Source organism: Brevundimonas sp. AVps7, from assembly GCF_058681545.1.
This window is the reverse complement of record NZ_CM178742.1, coordinates 1024799-1042468: the sequence shown is the minus strand read 5'-3', so window position 1 is coordinate 1042468 and position 17670 is coordinate 1024799. Positions and strand designations below refer to the sequence as shown.

Here is a 17670-nt window from a genome sequence, read left to right as displayed (position 1 = left end):
CCCTACCCACCGCGCCGGGCAGCCTCGGCTTCCAGCGCCGGTACAAGATCGGCGACCGTGTCGATAACCAGGTCGGCGCCGGCGGCGCGCAACCGGTCGGCGGCCGGGTCCAGCAAAGCTGCACGCTCATCGGCGCCCAGATCGGCCAGCGCCTGCTCCGTAAGGCCTGCCATATTGCCCGACGCAGCCACGCCCACGGTGAAACAGCCCGCATTCCGGCCCTCTTCCATCCCGACTTCCGCGTCGTCGACCTTGACCACACGTGTAAACGGCCAGACGCCCAACTCGGCGCTGGCCTTGTAGATCATCAGTGGCGAAGGCCGTCCCTGGGGCGTTTCGTGCGCGCACACGACTAGATCGGGCGCATAACCTTGGCTCGCGGCGCGCGGCAGGATCGCCTGCATCATCTCGCGCGTGTAGCCGGTGCACGAGGCGATCTTCACACCCTGCTCGCGCAAGCTGGAAATGGCGGCAGCTACGCCGGGGATGAGGTCTGCGGTCTCCGCGGCCAGCCGGATCATTGGAGCCTGCAACTCGGCCATCACCTGTTCGATCGCCGCCTTGTCGGACGCAGCGCCGTGCGCGTCCTGCCACGACCGGGCGATCCGGGGCTGTTCGAACATGGCGCGGACGTGGTCGGCCTTGGCGCGTCCCATGTCGCGGCGCGCCTCCTCTTCAGCGACCGTCACACCGAGGGCGGCGAAGGCCTCGACCAGAGCCAGCACCGGAGCGCGGCTACCGAAATCGACCGTGGTGCCGGCCCAGTCGAAGACGACCATGTCGAAGCAGTCGCGGATGGAGGTCATGGTTCGGAAATCTCCTCGAACAGGTGTGCGATCACCTCTTCGCCGAAGGCGAAGCCGGTGGAGGCGCCGTTGCCGGCGGTGATGAGCGCGAGACGCACCCGCGGATGCGGCGCCTCGATCAGGCCGGCACTGCGGCCGCGCGCATAGGTTCCCGTCCAGCGCTGCAGCACCGGGGGCGCCGGACGCCCGGTGACGGCGAGCCACTCGTCCAGGATCAGCCGGTCCACGGCCTCGCTGGCGAACGGGTCCGGCGTGGCGGCGTCGTGATGGCTGTCGCCCACCACCAGGGCGCCGTCGGCATCCTGCACGGCGATCAGGTGGACGCCATGGGCGAGCGCGTCGCCCTGCTCCGCCTCCAGCCGCGCGCGCAGGGCGGCCGCCTGGGGCAGGTCGGCGTAACCGCCGTAACGAACCAGGCCGAGGTCAGACATCACCGGCGCCGTCAGGGCGAAGCCGGGCGACGCCAACCGCATCATCTGCAGCTTGCAGCGCACCAGCCCGGCGTCGGCCAGCCGGTCAGGGAACAGGCTGACCAGATCGTCGCCGGGACAAACCACCACTCTCTCGGCCTCGACTACGCCCTGAGCGGTGATGACGCGAGGCGGCTCGACGGCGTGGACCGCTGTCTGGCGCAGGAAGTCAACGCCGAAGCGGTCGGTCAGCCATGCCGCCAGCTTCGGGATCGCCGTGCGCGAATCCACACGCAGATCATGAGGGCTCCAGAGAGCCGCGACGGTCTCGGGACCGGTCACCTCCGGGGCCCGCGCGCGTGCTTCGGTCGCCGTCAACAGGCGGCACCCCTCGCCCATCTCGGTCGCCATGAAGGCGTCCAGCACCGCAACGGCCTCGAGGCGTCGAACCGGCAGCCACAGGCCGCGCTGCAGGATGTCGATGCCCGCCCCGGCGGCAATCTCGTCCCAGACTGCACGGCTGCGGCGCGCCCGGCGCCAGACGACGCCGCGCGGCTGGCCGGTGACGGTGACGAAGCCGAAGTTGCGGATCGAGGCGCCGTTCGCCTGGGCGTCGCGGTCGATCACGACGACCGACAGACCCCGCCGGGCGGCGGCCAGGGCGCAGGCCAGGCCGACGATGCCCGCTCCCACCACCGCGATGTCATAGCGTTTGCCCATGCGTCAGTCTGCCTGTCGGAGCGATGCGATCCGCTCTATCCCGGCGCCATCGCACCGGCCTGCCGCGCGCATCGGATTGCACAACGCCGCCGCATGACCCGGCAGCCGCGCCTGGTATCCACCGGCGAGCCTCGCATCCGGCCGCATGTAGTCGGTCGAGACATATTGCGCGCCAGAGGACAGGGCCGCGTCCCGGCGGCGGACATCGTTGGCTCGCGCCTCCGCCGTATCCGCGTCGGCGCGGGTCCGGACGATGAAGCCGGCCAGAACCGCCGCCCGGATGCGCGGGCCATCGGAGACCGGGTCATTGAGCGTGAGATAGGCGGCGGCCGGCGAGGCCTCGTCGGTATTGATGAAGAAGACCCTCCCTTCCAGCGATCGCCGCGCACCGCGATAGGCGGCGGTCCTCTCCGGCCCCTCGTCCAGCGCGAACATGACCTTGCCGCGGGCCTGACCCAGCGTCGGCCAGGCGCCGGCCAGCACCGCCTCGCGCAGGGTCGGATACGTCCCCTGCACATCGTCGGGCGTGATGAGCGCTCCGGCGGGGAAAACGCTTCTCACCTCCCTGTCGAGCGCATCCCAGGCGCCGGCGTCGAATGGCAAGGCTGCTGTTCCCTGCGGCAGCGGCGAGGCGTCGGTTTTGGCGTTGAACATCAACAGCAGCGGCGCATGATCCGGGTGATCCACGGACCAGCGCCGAATGGCGCCGAGACAGTCGACCAGCCGCGTACAGGTACTGAACACGTCAACATCCTGGACGTGCATGACCTTGAAGCCCGGCGCCGCGAGCGCGGTGCGTCGCGCCGGATCGAGCGTCACGCCTGCGACAGCGAGACCAGCGGGGTCGAGAAACCGGCCGCCCTCAGGATCATAATAGACGTCGATCTCCAGCTGGCGGGCGCCGTCGTCCAGCTGATGACTGAGCGACGGATGGCCATAGTCCAGCCCGTTCGCCCGGCCCGGGTCCGTCTGTCTGAGAAGGGCCATCAGCGATGCCGGGATCGACTCCTTGTAGCTGTTGTGCGTACCCACCGTCAGCAGGTCGTTCAGTCTCAGATTGGCGTCCAGCCAGGCCCGCTCACAGGATGCGCCGGCACGGCCCGCAGAGGCGGCTGTGAGGTCGCACGGGGCCGGCGCCATGCCCAGGCTGGCCACCCCCAACATCGCCGCCGCCCACCGCATGCACCCCATCTCCGTCATTCAGTCGTCGCAGGATTGGTCTAGACCACATCCATGCAACGAAAGCATGTCAAGCGATGAACCGACTGCGGCTCTGGCTGGCGCGGGCCAACCCCGTGGTCTTCGTCCTGTTCGCCGGTCTTGCCGGCTTTTGCGCGTACTTTTCGATGTACGCCTTCCGCAAACCGTTCACCGCCGCAACCTTTGACCTGGTTCCCGGCTGGGACTTCGCCCTGGACTACAAGATCGCTCTCGTGATCGCCCAGGTCGCCGGCTATGCCCTGTCCAAGCTGATCGGCGTCAAGGTCATCGCCGAGATGCGACCCGAGCGACGGGCAGGCGGGATCGTGCTGCTGATCGGCGCCTCCTGGATCGCCCTGGTCCTGTTCGCGGTCGTCCCCGCGCCCTGGAACGTCGCGGCCCTGTTCCTCAACGGCCTGCCGCTGGGTCTGATCTGGGGCCTGGTGTTCGGCTTCATGGAGGGACGACGCACCAGCGAGGTGCTGGGGGCGATCCTGTGCGCCAGCTTCATCCTGTCGTCCGGCGTGGTGAAGTCGGTCGGCAAGATGCTGATGGACGGCTTCGACGTCAGCGCCTTCTGGATGCCGGCCGCAGTCGGCGTGATCTTCATGCCGCTGCTCGCCATCTCCGTCCTGGCGCTCGCCGCCCTGCCCCCGCCCAGCGCCGCGGACGAGGCCGAGCGCGTGGCGCGTCGACCGATGATGGCCAGGGAACGCGCCGCCTTTCTGGCCGCCCACTGGCCCGTGCTGGTGCTTCTGGTCGCCGCCTATGTGATGCTGACGGCGTTCCGCGATCTGCGCGACAACTTCGCCGCCGAGATCTGGCAGGCGCTCGGCTACGGCGACGCCGCATCGGTCTTCACCGCCAGCGAAGGCCCGGTGGCGGCGCTGTCGCTCGTGACAATGGGCGTGCTGATCGCGGTGAAGAACAACGGCCGGGCCCTGCTGTTGATGCACGGGGTGATTTTGGCCGGATTCGCCATCCTGGGCGGCTCGACCCTGGCGTTCCAGCAAGGCCTGCTGTCACCGATCGCCTGGATGATCGCCGGTGGGGCGGGCCTCTACCTGGCCTACACGCCCTTCAACGCCATGCTGTTCGACCGGATGATCGCCTGTTCCGGCACCGTCGCGACCGCTGGTTTCCTGATCTATGTCGCGGACGCCTCGGGATATCTGGGTAGCGTCATCCTGTTGCTGCTCCGCAACTTCGCCGCCGTCGATCTGCCGTGGCTGCGCTTCTTCGTCGGCGCAGCCTACGCCACCAGTCTGGCCGGCCTCGTGTTGGTGACCGGTGCGGCCATCCTGTTCTTGCGTGGCCGCGGCGATGGTTCCGCGCGCAAGACAACGGCCGACGCGCAGGCGTTGACAGGTTAGCCTGGCGAAGTCCCAATCCGCCGCCGCGGGTCGACCCCTTCCGTCCACGGCTCAAACGTCACCGCTTCATCGCCGTCCCGTCGCACGGGCGATGCCAAGCGTAGCTAGGGGGCATGACAGCAACAGGGGCTGTTCATGTTCAATCGCACTCACACCAAGACCATTCTCATGGGCTGCGCCGCCGCGTGCGCACTCGCCACCTCGGCCAACGCCCAGGTGTCGGACGACCAGACGTCCCAGCTGGAAGAGGTGATCGTCACCGCCCAGCTGCGCGCCCAGGACCCGATCGAGGTGCCTTTCGCACTGACCGCCTACAGCGGCGAGTTCCTGGACGGGCTCGGCGTTCAGGACTTCGAGAAACTTTCGGCCTTCGTGCCCGGCCTGCTGGTCCAGAACCAGTCGCCGAACAACCCCGGCTTCGTGATCCGCGGCCTGACCTCGGACTCGACCGGAGCCTCGGATGAGCCGCGCGTGTCGATCTATCAGGACGGCGTGTCGATCTCGCGCGCGCCCGGCGCCTTCGTCGAACTGTTCGACGTCGACCGGGTCGAGGTCTCCAAGGGTCCGCAGTCGACCCTTTACGGCCGCGGCGCCCTGATCGGTGCGATCAACGTGATCCAGACCAAGGCCGACCTCGACGGCTTCGAGGCCGAGGGCCGCGCCGCCATCGGCAACTACGACTACCGCATGGTCGAACTGATGCTGAACGCGCCGCTCAGCGACACGGCCGCGGTCCGTTTCGCCACCCGGCTGAAGAGCCGTGAAGGCTATGTCGAGAACCTGCTGGACGGCCGCGACTACAACGGCGTCGACACCCAGGCCTTCCGCGCCCTGGCCGCGTTCGCGCCGACCGACGCCCTGCGCGTCGACGTGATCGCCAACTACCAGCAGGACAGGCCTTCGGGCGTCAGCTTCCGCTCGATCTATTACAACCCCCAGGACCCGAACACGGGCGCGATCCTGGGCGCCGACCGTAACGCCGGTTCGCCCGCCGCCCTGACGCCGGGGTCGAACATCCCGGGCGGCAGCGAGCTGGGCATCGACCGCGAAGTCTGGGGCGTCACCAGTCTGGTCCGCTATGACCTGTCGGACAGCCTGACCCTGAACTCGGTCAGCGCCTACCGCACCTTCGAGACGGCCGAGACATTCGATCCGGACGGCATCTCCCTGCCGATCCTGACCGGCATCGGCATCTCCGACGGCGAGCAGTGGAGCCAGGAGCTCCGCGTGAACTGGGACAACGGCGGCGCCTTCTCGGGCTTCGTCGGCGCCAGCTACTTCCGCGAAGAGAACCAGTCCTCCTCGCCGATCGAGATCGACGAGCGTCTGGCCCTGGCCCAGCTGGCCGGCATCCTGGACGGTACGCCGCTGGCCGTCCTGCCGACCGCCCTGCCCCGTTCAGTCTATGCGTCGCAGGCCTTCCTGCAGCCGCTGCTGGCCGGCCTCGGCATTCCGACGGCGGCCCGCGCCGGCATCGCGAACAATCTGAAGGCCAGCCACATCGAGACGGCCGCCACCAACACCGACCTGCAGTCCTTCGACGTCTTCGGCGACCTGACCTGGAAGCCCACCGACCGGCTCGAGTTCGCCGCCGGCGTTCGCTACACCTCGGATGAGAAGACCACGGAGTTCGGCTCCTCGGTCCTGAACGGCCGCTCCATCGCCGGCGGCCTGCTGGCGGTGCAGCAACTGCAGGGCCAGATCAACTCACTGATCGCGGTCGGCACCCCGGCCGCCCTGGCCCAGGCCGGCGCGCTCGGCGCCTTCGCCAACGGCATGGTGGTCCAGCTGGCCACGCCGGGCGCGGCCAACGCTGCGGCCTCGGCCGCCTTCCCGCTGTTCGGCCTGACCTTCCAGCCCACGGCCGGCAACGGCGGCGTCACCGCCCGGGACCTGAACGACGATGGCCTGACCTATCGTCTGACCGGCCGTTATGCCGTGTCGGACGACGCCAGCGTCTATGCGACCTACGCCCGCGGCCGCCGTCCGGCGGTGCTGGCCGTGACCGTGCCCTCGACCCCCTTCGGCGCGCCGATCTTCACCGAGGTCCCGGCCGAGACCGTCGACAGCTACGAAGCCGGCTTCAAGTCGGCCCTGATGGATCGCCGCGTCCGCCTGGACGGCGCGGTCTATTTCTACAGCTACGAAAACTTCCAGACGACCGAACAGGTCGGCACCCAGTTCATCACCACCAACGCCGGTGAAGCCGAGGCCTATGGCTTCGAGGGTCAGGCCAGCTGGATGGCCTCGGACTGGCTCGATCTGTTCGCCACCTACGGCTACAACCACGCCCGCTTCCAGACGGGGGCCCGCGACGGCAACCGCCTGCGCCTGTCGCCGGACCACCGCGTCTCGATCGGCGGCCTGGTCACCCTGCCCGTCACGGGCGGCTCCTTCGAGATCCAGCCGACCTACAGCTGGCAGTCGGAAGTCTTCTTCGACGACAACAACGACCGGACCAACCTGCAGACCACCGGTTTCGTGCCCGACCGGATCGTCGACGAGTTCCAGGACAGCTACGGCCTGCTGAACCTGCGCGTCCGCTATGTCCCCGACGGCGCGAACTGGTCGGTCGAGGCGTTCGGCGACAACCTGCTGGACGAAGCGTTCATCAAGGACGCCGGCAACACCGGCGACAGCCTGGGCCTGCCGACCTTCATCGCCGGCGAACCCCGGACCTACGGCGCGACCGTCACCGTCCGCTACTAGACTACGCCTGTCTCGACGGCGCCCCGGTACGCCGGGGCGCCGTTTCCTGTTTCCGCCGGAGCCCGCCATGAGCATCGACCGCCGCAGTCTTCTGGGCCTGATCGGGGCAGGTTCCGTCGCCGCGCCCGCCTTCGCCGCACCGGCGCAGAGCCCGGCGGTCGCCTTCCTGCACGGGGTCGCATCCGGGGACCCCGATGCCCATTCGGCGGTCTTCTGGACCCGTGTCACGCCCGCCGACGCCTCGGGGACCGACATCGACGTGAGGCTGGAGGTCGCGCGCGACGCCGCCTTCTCCGACATCGTCCGCACCTCGTCCGGCCTGCGCGCCCGCGCCGCACGCGACTTCACCGTCAAGCACGACCTCGACGGCCAGGGGCTGGAGCCGGGCGCCGAGTATTTCTACCGCTTTATCGCCGGTGACGTGACGTCGCCGGTCGGCCGGGTCCGCACCCTGCCCGTCGGGCCGACGACTGAGGTCGTCCTGGGCGTGGCCTCCTGCCAGCTCTACCCGGGCGGTCTGTTCAACGCCTATGACGCCCTGTCCAGGGAGCCGCGCCTCGACGCCGTCGTGCACCTGGGCGACTATATCTACGAATACGGCGCCGCGCCCGATGACTATGGCCTGTCCACCGGAGCCGCCCTGAGCCGGATTCCGCAGCCGCCGCACGAGATCCTGACACTCGAGGACTACCGGCTGCGTCACGCCCAGTACAAATCCGACCCCGACCTGCAGGCCGCCCACGCCCGCGCCGCCTTCATCTGCGTCTGGGACGACCACGAGGTCGCCAATGACGCCTGGTCCATGGGCGCCGAGAACCACACCGACGGGGCCGAGGGCGACTATGCCGCGCGCAAGGCCATCGCCCTGCGCGCCTATTACGAATGGATGCCGATCCGCGAGCCGCGCGCCGGTCTCGGCTTCGACGCCATCAACCGCAGCTTCGAGTTCGGCGACCTGGCGACCCTGGCCATGGTCGAGACGCGGCTGCTGGCCCGCAACAGACAGCTCGACTACGCCACCGACATGCCGATGGTCGACGGGACGCCGGACCTGGTCGCCTTCAATGCGAAGCTCAATGCGGAGGACCGCGACCTGCTGGGCGATGCACAGCGGAACTGGCTCAAAGGCGTGCTGGCCGCGTCGAAGTCTGCGCACAAGCCCTGGCAGGTCCTGGGCAATCAGGTCGTGATGGCCCGGGTCATGGGCCCGGACGTCACGAAGATCGCTTCAGAGGCCCAGATCGAGGGCATGATCGGCGGCCTGCCGGAGCAGGTCCGCACCGGACTTCGCCAGATGATCCAGCTCTACAAGCTCGGCGTGCCCTTCGGCCTGGATAGCTGGGACGGCTATCCGGCCGGGCGCGAGCGTCTCTATGCGGCCTTCAAGGAGGCCGATGTGCAGCCGATCGTTCTGGCCGGCGACAGCCACGCCTACTGGGTCAACGAGCTGAAGGACGCGGCCGGCGACCGTCGAGCGGTCGAGTTCGGCACGTCGGCAATCTCCAGCCCCTCGCCCGGCGACGCGGTCGCGCCGTTGCCGCTGGGGCCGCTGCTGTCGGCGAACAACGAGGAGGTCGTCTTCTGCGACCAGACCGCCAAGGGCTACATCCTGCTGACGCTGACACCCGAGCGGGCAGAGGCGAAGCTGCAGGCCGTCTCGACCATCATGGCCAAGCCCTACGCTCTCAGAACGCTTTCAAGCTGGGTCGTCACACACAGTGAAGCCGGGGTCCTCTCACTCGTGCGGGGCTGACGCGTCAGCGGCGTTCCGCCGTCTTTTCAGACCCTGTGCAAACCCAGGTTCTGATACCCGGTTATGAGGCTGCGGCGGCCGCCTGGGGTTCAGTCGAGAGATCGAACCGGATCGGTTCGGCGGACAAGAGAGTCGTACACATGGGTCGTCTGGGCGAAGGTCACCCTGGAAGGATGGCCCGCGAACGCCTCGGGCGAAAACCAGGGCTCGGCGAACCCGGCGGCGATCGGATCTCCGATCTTGTCGACGTTCCAGCCCAGCAGAAGACGCCCGCCCGGACGAAGAATATGCGCCAGCGCCTCAAGCGCCCGCCGTTGCTGCTCGGGCGCATCGACGCCGAACCCCAGAACGCCATTGCACACGATGGAATCGAACATCTTGTCCGCGAAGATGGCGTGCGCAACGCAGACGTCGCCTGTGCGATGCCGTCCGGCGCGACCCCAGCGCTCCGCCCCCGGGTCGATATCTGTCGTCCAGGTCTCGCCCCCACCGCCCTCGAGTCGTTCATAGTCGCCGACAGTATAGGCGCGGCAACCGACCCACAGAATGCAGCCGCCTTCTTCGGCCAGGGCCGGAATGTAGACGTCCGCCAGCATCTTGCGATCCGGCAGAGCCAATATCTTGCCGGACCGCCGAAGCTGCAGCGCCCGCCTGGCGGCGTCGCCCCCGAAAAGGCCGGTCAGGAAAGTGCGTCCGCCCACTGGATATCCTCGTCGTCTTGCATCTTGAGACCGTAAGTCGACGGCCCGTAAACTGAATGCGGGGCGGCGGGACACGATGTCCAGCCGATCTGCGGGGATCGCTGTCGTCTGACGACGACAATCGATCTATCGGTCGCTCATGAACGGCCGAGAGAATCCGTCGCGTGTCCGGAGGGTCTCTCAAACCGGGACCGTGCCGTTGCCCGGGGCGCCGCCGATGCGAGCCATAGCGACGCGCGCGAAGCCAGATCGGCCCACCCGCTCCGCCGCGCCGGAAGCAAGGCCGCCCGCCGGATCATCAGCCCCTCTCTGAGATCGTCCAGCTGGGCCGACCGAACCGCAGGCGAGTGGGTCGCGGCGACAAAGGCCTGTCCTGAGCGGGCGATGTCCAGGCGAGCCGCCGGATCCATGATCAGGTCGGTCAATGCCTGGACCAGGGCCGGCGCCTGTGGATCCTCGACGTAGACGGCATGGGAGCCGCTGGCCTCGCGAAGCCCGCCTCGACCGGAGGAGATCAGCGCGGCGCCCGCCGCGTGCGCCTCCAGCGCGGCAAGGCCCAGGGCTTCGGCGACGAAGGAGGGCGTGACGGCTATGGCCGCGCGGCGTGTGACCGCCTTCACCTCCGCCGGCGACACGGACTTGCCGACCGCGACACGGGCTCCAAAGCGTTCGAGCGGCTGGAGGCGAGGTTGCGCCCACGCCTCATGGCGATCCCAGTCGCCGAGCATGAGAGCCGCTTTCCAGCCGGGGAAGCGTTCGAGCACGACTTCGAGCGCCTGGCACAGGGGCTCCAGCCCCTTCTCCTCCATCGCCCGCCCCGAAAAGACGATCAGCTCGTCGCGATCGGTCGGGTCGCCGGCCCACGCCTGCGCATCGATCGGGTTGCAGATGGCCGAGGCGCGGTCGGCGAAACGCGGATAGTCGGTCGCGAATTCGAGCCGCGCCGCTTCGCTGACGAAGATCAACTGGTCGAATGCGGCCAGCCGCGCCTCGTAGCGCATCCGGTCGAGCCCGCCCCGGGGCGGTCTGATGCGCGTGTGACGGTAGAGCACGTGGACGCGGCCAGGCAGCCGCCGCGCCAGGGCCGCCGACGATTCCAGCTGCTGGTGATATTCGACGTAGCCGGGGTCGAGCGCCTCGATCGCGCGAGCGACCGCGGAGGCTCGCTTCGACCTGGTCAGCCCTCCGGGGACAGTAACCAGATCGGGCAGGACAGGCTCGGGCGCCCCGGCATCGCAGATGACCCTGGTAACCCCTTTCAGACGGCTGGACGCCAGCATCGCTGCGGCGACCGTCTCCATTGAGTTCGCTCGGGCGCGGCCCATCTGGGAGCCTCGAGGCATGACGACAGCGACACGCATCCTCAGACGCCTTGACCGGAGCGCGCAAGGTCAGGTCGGGACGGCGTCCGCCGCCTGGCCTTCGGACCGTTCAGGCCCAGGAGCCGGCGCACCTTGTACTGGGTGCGGATCCAGCCTTCCGACGCCGATTTGCGGACGCTCTTCACATCAATGAAGGTCGTCTCACCATGGCCCGAGAGGGTGTGGAAACCGTCCGTATAACCCGGCAGCAGATCGCCGGCCTCGAAGCGCCCGACCACGACGGCCTCAAACACCTCGGGCGTCAGGGTGTCGATGCGCAACAGGGTGATCGCCGCACCGTAGGTTTCCGCACAGTCCTGAACCGGCAGATGCAGCACGCCGTCCATCTCGAACGCGGTCCCCCCCGGTCGCGAGGTCCGAAACCCGGCTCGTACCGGATTGGCGGCATGCGGCGTCCAGGGCCCGGCCAATTCATCGGCCCAGGCGACATGCAACTCACGCATCGCCTGATCGGCGGGACCGGGCAAGGCATGGAACATCCACCATTTCGAGTCGTGGCGGGCGACGGTCGCATCGATGGCGGGGATGTCCATGAGACGTTCGGCGGCTTCCCACAGATCGGGAAACCGGACGCAGCGATACAGGGTCAGCCCGCCGCTCTTGTAGGCCTCGGGCAGCATGTAGAGTTCGCCGCCATCCTCGATCAGGGAGGGATAGGAGAGGTGGAACCGCTCGGCGAGCGCGACGCCTTCGCCCACCAGGACGTCGGCCTCGTCATACTGGAAATACCGGATTTCCCCGCGGCGACTGCGATAGTCGAAATGCTCGGCGAAGACGGTCAGCACGCCGTCGCGAATGATGCCGAACGGGTCGGCCACATAGGCGAACGGGCCCTGATCCGGCAGCCAGGTCACTTCAATCGACCCGACGCCCGTCGCATTGACGCTCGTCAGCGAGCGTCTGACGAAGCCGGATCGCCAAATATCGTACATCCGTGCCCCCGCACCGGCCGCCCGGACAGCGGCCTCAGAAAGGAAGACGGCGCCCGAGGCCGCTTGCCTCATCAAATTCAGCGCTGCATTAGATTTGAGGTTGGATCGGCGGCGGCACTCGCCGCCCAAATGGATCGGACACGGAGGATATCGAGGCTTTGACCGCGTCGCCCGCGTCCTCGCTGCTGACCGTCTATCTGGAGCAGCGTGAAGCCATGCGCCGCTTCTTCCAGGCGCGGCTGGGGCCGACGGCTGACGTGGAGGACCTGCTTCAGGACCTGTATCTCAAGGCAGCAGCGGCGGACCCTGCGACGGCTGTGCGCGAACCCCGTGCCTATCTGTACCGGCTCGCCTCCAATCTGATGATGGATCGCTGGCGGTCAGGACGGCGGTCCGCTGTTCGCGATACGGCCTGGCGCGATGTGACGCGCACGTCCGGCCCGACAGAAGATGTGGACGACGCGCCGTCGGCCGAGGCTGTCGTCGCCGGCCGAGACCAGATCATCGCGCTGATGGACGGTCTCACTCGCCTGCCGGACAAGACCCGAACCATCTTCCGGTTGCATAAGTTCGACGGTCTCAGCTACGCCGAAGTGGCCGAGCATCTCAACGTCTCCCGGAGCACGGTGGAAAAACACATGATGGATGCTCTCCGGCAACTGGCGGCCAGGGTTCGGCAATGACCCGCACCACGACGCGAAAACCCGGGCCTTCTCGTGAAGGCGGAGGCTCATCGGCGCCGTCAAAGGGTCAGGCGCCCATATCAGCGACGCGAAATCGGCTCACCGCTCCATGACGACGACCCTCGCACACGATCAGGCGCTGGACTGGTTCGTCCGTCTGAGCGACCCGGACGCGCCGGAAACGGCGTGGATGGATTTCCAGACGTGGCTGGAAGCCGATCCCGCCCACCGCCAGGCCTATGACCTGATCGAACAGGTCTGGGTGGCGCTGGATGACGCGACGTCCGCCGATGAGGTTGACGCCCACCCGTTGGTGGCGAACGACGCCTGCCCCGAGCCGGGGCGGGACCGCATGGAAACTCGTGCAAGGCGCTCGAGCCCCCCATGGCTTCCGTTGATGGCCACGGCGGCGGCAGCGGTTCTGGTCGCCGGGCTCTGGCCCGAAATCACCGGCACGGGCCGGTTCCAGACCTACAGCACAACGGACGCCCCTCGGGAGCTGGTTCTTTCGGACGGCTCTCGCCTGTCGATGAACCGCCACTCAGATCTTCGTGCCCGGATCGGAAAACGCGACCGCGAAGTCATCCTGAGCGATGGTGAAGTCGCCTTCGACGTGACACCCGACGCCGACCGTCCGTTCGTGGTCGCGGCGGGAGCTCGCGAAGTCCACGTCCTGGGCACCGCGTTCAATGTGCTCAGCCATCACGAAGCGTTCTCCGTCGGGGTGCAACGCGGCATGGTCGCTGTCTCCGGCGCCGGAATGCCCGACCCGGTCCGGCTGGCGGTCGGCGAACGGATGGATCAGGTCGGCGAGGCGCTTCCGGTCGTCACACGTGTCGATCCCGGCCAGACGTCAGCCTGGCGACAGGGCGTCCTGATCTACCGGGACATCGACCTCGGATCGGTCGCCGATGATTTGTCGCGCTATCTCGACAAACCGGTTAGTGTCACCGCCTCCGCTGGAGCGCTGAAATTCACCGGTGCGCTTCGTATAGGCGATGAAGCTACGATGTTGAGACAGTTGCAGGAATTCGTTCCGATCAGAGTGACTGAGACGGCTGGCGGGCTTCACATGGAAGCGCGTGACGGCGGGTAGCGGTGCGCGTCGCTGTCGTGCGACCCCTTGGGCTATCCTGACACTGCTTCTTGCCGTCGGGCTGAACGGCCTTCTCGATTCTCCGGTTCTGGCCCAGACGCGTGGAGCCGACACTTTCAATCTGAACATGCCGAGCCAGCGCATGGACGAGGCGTTGCTCACCCTGGCGCTTCAGACCCGTCGTTCGCTCGGAGGCGACATTCGCGCCTGCCGCGGGCCCGCTCCGGCGCTCAGGGGCCGGATGTCGCTGAGCGCCGCGTTGAATCGACTGCTGACCGGATCAGGCTGCGCCTATGCCATACGTCAGGACGGAGCCATCCTGGTTCGACGCGCCCCACCGCCAACACCGCGACACACTCCGCCGCCTGTCATCGCTGAAAGCGAGGTTGCTACCCAGTTGAGTGACATCGTCGTCACTGTCGAACGGCGCTCTGAAACGCCCGAAGGGGTCGCGACCGCCCTGACCGCCATCGCGGGGACCCGGTTCGAGCGCGGCGGGGTCACGGACATGACAGGGGTCGCATCCCTGACAGCCGGAATGACTGTCACCAACCTCGGGTCCGGCCGAAACAAGATCCTGCTGCGCGGGATGTCCGACGGCGCATTCACCGGCCTGACCCAGTCGACAGTGGCGCTCTATCTCAACCAGATTCCGATCACCTACAGTGCGCCCGACCCGGATCTCAAGCTGGTCGACATCGACCGGGTCGAGGTGCTGCGCGGGCCCCAGGGGACCCTCTACGGCACCGGGTCGATCGGCGGCGTCATCCGGACCATAACCCGCCAGCCGGACTTCAGCGGGCTCTACGGCGACATTTCCCTGACGCGGTCCGAAACCCGATCCGGCGGGCCCAACAGCGACTATTCGGCCATGGTGAACCTGCCTCTGCCGGGCGGTCGCGCTGCGCTTCGGGCCGTGGCCTACGAAGAGGCTTTCGACGGCTACATCAACGATGTCGGGTTGAACCTGCCACGGGTGAACCAGGGCTCCCGAAGGGGCGGCAGACTGGCGCTCGCTGTCCGTATGGCGGAGGACTGGAACCTCGGCGCAGGCCTCCTCCATCAGTCGATCGACACCGAGGACACCCACTATGTGATCCGGGGGCTCGGCCGTTTTCGTCGCGCCAATCTGGTTCGGGAGCCCCACCAGAATGATTTCGATACGGCGTATGTAACCGTCGATGGGCATGGTGAGTGGGGCCGGTTCGATGCCTCGATCGGCTATGTTCGACATGACTTCCGGAGCCGCTACGACGCCTCCACAGCGCTTGCCCAGTTCGGATCGCGCGGTCTCATCGGCGCACTGGATGAAGACAAGGACATCGACCTCCTGACGACCGAGGCGTCCTGGACCTCGCCGAGCGCCGGGCGTGTCCGCTGGCTTGTCGGCGCCTTCCTGTCCACCAGCGACATGCGCACCCGGACCACCGTGTCAGTACTGCGCCCGGCTGTGGTGCAGGCCTATGCCGAGCATCGTTCGGATCAGTTGGAAGAAGGCGCTCTCTTCGGCGACATCTCCTATGACCCCCTGTCCCGACTGACCCTCACTGCGGGTCTGCGTTACTACGACGCCCGATACAGGGTCGCCTCACAAGTCACCCAGGGGCTGAGCGGGAGAGCGTTCAGCGGGTCGGGGGCGACGAGCGGATTTTCACCCAGACTGGCCGCAGCCTGGCGCTGGACCGACGATTGGAATGTCTACGCTGAAGTCACCCAGGGGCATCGCGCGGGAGGGTTCAACACCGCCGGCCCGGCTGGCCAGCAGTTCACGCAAGCCGTCGGCATGCCGGGTCGCGAGTACAGTCCTGACACGCTGTGGAACTATGAGGCGGGCGCCAAGGGTTTCCTGTGGAATGACCGGATGCGCGTCCGCATCGCGGTGTTCAGGACACGCTGGAACAACATCCAGAGCGACCAGTTCCTGCCCAGCGGTCTGACCTACGCGGTGAATGTCGGCGACGGCGCCAATACGGGCCTTGAAATCGAGACGACCTGGCGACCGACAGCCGGCCTGGAGATCCACACCAACGCCCTGTTCGCCGACCCGGAGATCACCCGGCCGAGCCCCTCATTCAACTCGCGTGGCGACGCTGGTCTTCCCGGCGTGCCAGCAGTCTCAGCCAACCTTCTCGCATCCTACCAGCGCAGCCTGCCGTGGGGGCTGAACCTGGAAGCAAACGGAAGTCTCGCCTACGTCGGCCCCTCGCATCTGACCTTCGACGCCGAACGCCGCTCCCGCATGGGCGGCTATACGACCGGTCGGATCTCGGTGGGCGTTCGAGCCCCTCGCTGGGCGGCAACCGCGTTCGTGGACAATCCATTCGACACCGAAGCCAACACGTTTTCGTTCGGAGACCCATTCCGTTTGCCGGAAGGTCTGGCGATTACGCCTCTGCGGCCCCGCACCATCGGCCTGACCCTGAACTGGAGCCACTGAGCCACCGGCTTCCGGGCGCGCGGCGCCCCCTCGTCAGCCCGCCTTCACCGCGGCGCCCCGGTTGCGCGAAGCCTGGGTCGCAAGAAGACGGGAGTCCCGCCGGCTGACCCGCATCCGACCGATCCGAATCTGCGTAACTCAGAGCGTTCAGCCAAAGGCGGCGTGATGAGGTCCACCCCACGCCCTGCGTGGCGGGGGATCGTCGCGGGCCCTTCGGCGATCGAATGGGACAGACGATGACCGACACTCCGGGCGTGATCGACACCGCTTCGTATGGCGACTCCAGCCCGCCCTGGGCAGGCCCCCTCATGCGCGCTCTTTCCTCCCTGTGGCGGGTCGGCCGGTTGGTGATCGTCGATCCGGCGGGACGCACGCTCGAGGTCGGTCCCGCTTCGCCGCAGACGGTCGTCTGGCGTATCCGGAACTGGCGGGCCTTCTCGCGGATGGTCCGACGCGGGGATATCGGGTTCGCCGAAGGCTATGTCGCCGGAGACTGGGATACGCCTGACCTGCCCGCCCTCCTCCTCGCCTTCGCCGACAATTACGACCACCTGGGTCGCCTCGTGGGCGGCAATCCGGTCGCGCGCGCGATCGACGCCGTCCGCCATGCCTTCTCGTCCAACACCCGCAAGGGCTCGCGGCGGAACATCGTCGCCCACTACGATCTCGGCAACGACTTCTACGCCCAGTGGCTGGACCGGGGGATGACCTATTCCTCAGCCCTGTTCGCCGCGCCGGACCAGACGCTGGAAGCCGCCCAGCACGCCAAATACGCCGCCCTCGCCGACGCCGCAGACATTCAGCCGGGCCAGTCGGTGCTGGAGATCGGCTGCGGCTGGGGCGGGTTCGCCGAGTACCTGGCCAGCGAGCGCGGGGTCCACGTCACCGCCATTACCCTGTCGCCCTCCCAGAAAGCCTTCGCCGAGCAGCGCATCGCCCAGGCCGGGCTAAACGACCAGGTCTCGATCCAGTTGATCGATTACCGCGACGTCCAGGGCTCGTTCGACCGCATAGTCTCCGTCGAAATGTTCGAGGCGGTGGGCGAGGCCTACTGGCCGACCTTCTTCGAGACCGTTCGCGCCCGGCTCGCGCCCGGTGGCCGCGCCGGCCTGCAGATCATCACGATCCGCGATGACCTGCTCGCGACCTATCGCCGACGGCCCGACTTCATCCAGATGTACGTCTTCCCGGGGGGCATGCTGCCGTCCGAACCTCGGCTGGCGCGGGCGATCGGCGCCGCCGGCATGGAGGGACAGGTCGTTCGCCGCTTCGGCGTCGACTATGCGGAAACGCTTCGCCGCTGGCGGATCGCGTTCGACACCGGCTCCGCCGGGGGCAAGGACGAGCGTTTCCGCCATCTCTGGCGCTACTACCTCGCCTACTGCGAGGCCGGTTTCCGCTCGGCTCGGACGGACGTCGTCCACATGACCCTCTCCCGCGACTGATAGGCATCCAGGGCGCGCGTTCG

The 17670-nt window shown here is 67.7% G+C and carries 13 protein-coding genes; 7 read left to right on the top strand and 6 right to left on the bottom strand.

The features are described 5' to 3' along the window. Nucleotides 1–2 precede the first annotated feature (2 nt). From phnX to ACW17Y_RS05165, 3 genes are read right to left on the bottom strand one after another with little or no spacing between them, the layout of a single operon-like run. The gene (gene phnX / locus ACW17Y_RS05175; RefSeq protein WP_492037705.1) at nucleotides 3–806 is read right to left on the bottom strand and encodes a phosphonoacetaldehyde hydrolase; all 804 of its coding nucleotides are present in this window, start codon (nucleotides 804–806) and stop codon (nucleotides 3–5) included. Continuing rightward, a complete protein-coding gene (locus ACW17Y_RS05170; protein ID WP_492037704.1) occupies nucleotides 803–1936 on the bottom strand; it encodes a TIGR03364 family FAD-dependent oxidoreductase in 1134 nt (377 codons plus the stop codon). The genes phnX and ACW17Y_RS05170 overlap by 4 nt, the downstream gene beginning before the upstream one ends. A 3-nt stretch (nucleotides 1937–1939) precedes the next feature. Continuing rightward, a complete protein-coding gene (locus tag ACW17Y_RS05165; RefSeq protein WP_492037703.1) occupies nucleotides 1940–3136 on the bottom strand; it encodes a phosphatidylinositol-specific phospholipase C1-like protein in 1197 nt (398 codons plus the stop codon). A 56-nt stretch (nucleotides 3137–3192) separates the two neighbouring features. Here ACW17Y_RS05165 and ACW17Y_RS05160 point away from each other — a divergent pair, with 56 nt between their 5' ends. The 3 genes from ACW17Y_RS05160 (at nucleotide 3193) to ACW17Y_RS05150 (ending at nucleotide 8971) form a co-directional block, all read left to right on the top strand. Further along, nucleotides 3193–4509 carry a DUF5690 family protein gene (locus tag ACW17Y_RS05160; protein ID WP_492037702.1) on the top strand — a complete coding sequence of 439 codons (1317 nt, stop codon included), beginning with the start codon at nucleotides 3193–3195 and terminating at the stop codon, nucleotides 4507–4509. A 135-nt stretch (nucleotides 4510–4644) separates the two neighbouring features. Beyond that, nucleotides 4645–7218 (top strand): TonB-dependent receptor, encoded by a 2574-nt coding sequence (locus ACW17Y_RS05155; protein ID WP_492037701.1) that lies wholly within the window; start codon nucleotides 4645–4647, stop codon nucleotides 7216–7218. Nucleotides 7219–7285: 67 nt separating this feature from the next. Beyond that, a complete protein-coding gene (locus ACW17Y_RS05150; RefSeq protein ID WP_492037700.1) occupies nucleotides 7286–8971 on the top strand; it encodes an alkaline phosphatase D family protein in 1686 nt (561 codons plus the stop codon). An 89-nt stretch (nucleotides 8972–9060) separates the two neighbouring features. On the opposite strand, the gene ACW17Y_RS05145 is transcribed toward ACW17Y_RS05150, so the two are convergent. The 3 genes from ACW17Y_RS05145 to ACW17Y_RS05135 form a co-directional block, all read right to left on the bottom strand. After that, nucleotides 9061–9672 carry a methyltransferase domain-containing protein gene (locus ACW17Y_RS05145; protein ID WP_492037699.1) on the bottom strand — a complete coding sequence of 204 codons (612 nt, stop codon included), beginning with the start codon at nucleotides 9670–9672 and terminating at the stop codon, nucleotides 9061–9063. A gap of 137 nt (nucleotides 9673–9809) precedes the next feature. Beyond that, nucleotides 9810–10973, bottom strand: a complete 1164-nt coding sequence (locus ACW17Y_RS05140) for a glycosyltransferase (RefSeq protein ID WP_492037698.1) — start codon at nucleotides 10971–10973, stop codon at nucleotides 9810–9812. Between the two features lie 62 nt (nucleotides 10974–11035). Then, entirely contained in the window at nucleotides 11036–11986 is a 951-nt protein-coding gene (locus tag ACW17Y_RS05135) for a glucosamine inositolphosphorylceramide transferase family protein (RefSeq protein ID WP_492037697.1), read from the bottom strand. 158 nt (nucleotides 11987–12144) lie between these two features. Here ACW17Y_RS05135 and ACW17Y_RS05130 point away from each other — a divergent pair, with 158 nt between their 5' ends. The 4 genes from ACW17Y_RS05130 to ACW17Y_RS05115 all read left to right on the top strand — a co-directional run bounded on the left by ACW17Y_RS05130 (nucleotide 12145) and on the right by ACW17Y_RS05115 (nucleotide 17647). Continuing rightward, entirely contained in the window at nucleotides 12145–12669 is a 525-nt protein-coding gene (locus ACW17Y_RS05130; RefSeq protein ID WP_492037696.1) for an RNA polymerase sigma factor, read from the top strand. Nucleotides 12670–12778: 109 nt separating this feature from the next. Continuing rightward, nucleotides 12779–13765, top strand: a complete 987-nt coding sequence (locus ACW17Y_RS05125) for a FecR family protein (protein ID WP_492037695.1) — start codon at nucleotides 12779–12781, stop codon at nucleotides 13763–13765. A gap of 127 nt (nucleotides 13766–13892) precedes the next feature. Then, nucleotides 13893–16202, top strand: a complete 2310-nt coding sequence (locus ACW17Y_RS05120) for a TonB-dependent receptor (protein ID WP_492037694.1) — start codon at nucleotides 13893–13895, stop codon at nucleotides 16200–16202. Between the two features lie 236 nt (nucleotides 16203–16438). After that, on the top strand, nucleotides 16439–17647 hold the full coding sequence (locus ACW17Y_RS05115; RefSeq protein WP_492037693.1) for a class I SAM-dependent methyltransferase: 1209 nt from the start codon (nucleotides 16439–16441) through the stop codon (nucleotides 17645–17647). The last annotated feature ends 23 nt before the right edge of the window (nucleotides 17648–17670 follow it).

Coding starts and splice junctions, on each gene's coding strand:
- ACW17Y_RS05170 (WP_492037704.1), bottom strand. CDS start 1,936: ATGGGCAAACGCTATGACATCGCGGTGGTGGGAGCGGGCATCGTCGGC.
- ACW17Y_RS05165 (WP_492037703.1), bottom strand. CDS start 3,136: ATGACGGAGATGGGGTGCATGCGGTGGGCGGCGGCGATGTTGGGGGTG.
- ACW17Y_RS05150 (WP_492037700.1), top strand. CDS start 7,286: ATGAGCATCGACCGCCGCAGTCTTCTGGGCCTGATCGGGGCAGGTTCC.
- ACW17Y_RS05135 (WP_492037697.1), bottom strand. CDS start 11,986: ATGTACGATATTTGGCGATCCGGCTTCGTCAGACGCTCGCTGACGAGC.
- ACW17Y_RS05125 (WP_492037695.1), top strand. CDS start 12,779: ATGACGACGACCCTCGCACACGATCAGGCGCTGGACTGGTTCGTCCGT.
- ACW17Y_RS05115 (WP_492037693.1), top strand. CDS start 16,439: ATGACCGACACTCCGGGCGTGATCGACACCGCTTCGTATGGCGACTCC.
- ACW17Y_RS05160 (WP_492037702.1), top strand. CDS start 3,193: ATGAACCGACTGCGGCTCTGGCTGGCGCGGGCCAACCCCGTGGTCTTC.
- ACW17Y_RS05140 (WP_492037698.1), bottom strand. CDS start 10,973: ATGGAGACGGTCGCCGCAGCGATGCTGGCGTCCAGCCGTCTGAAAGGG.
- ACW17Y_RS05155 (WP_492037701.1), top strand. CDS start 4,645: ATGTTCAATCGCACTCACACCAAGACCATTCTCATGGGCTGCGCCGCC.
- ACW17Y_RS05120 (WP_492037694.1), top strand. CDS start 13,893: ATGCCGAGCCAGCGCATGGACGAGGCGTTGCTCACCCTGGCGCTTCAG.
- phnX (WP_492037705.1), bottom strand. CDS start 806: ATGACCTCCATCCGCGACTGCTTCGACATGGTCGTCTTCGACTGGGCC.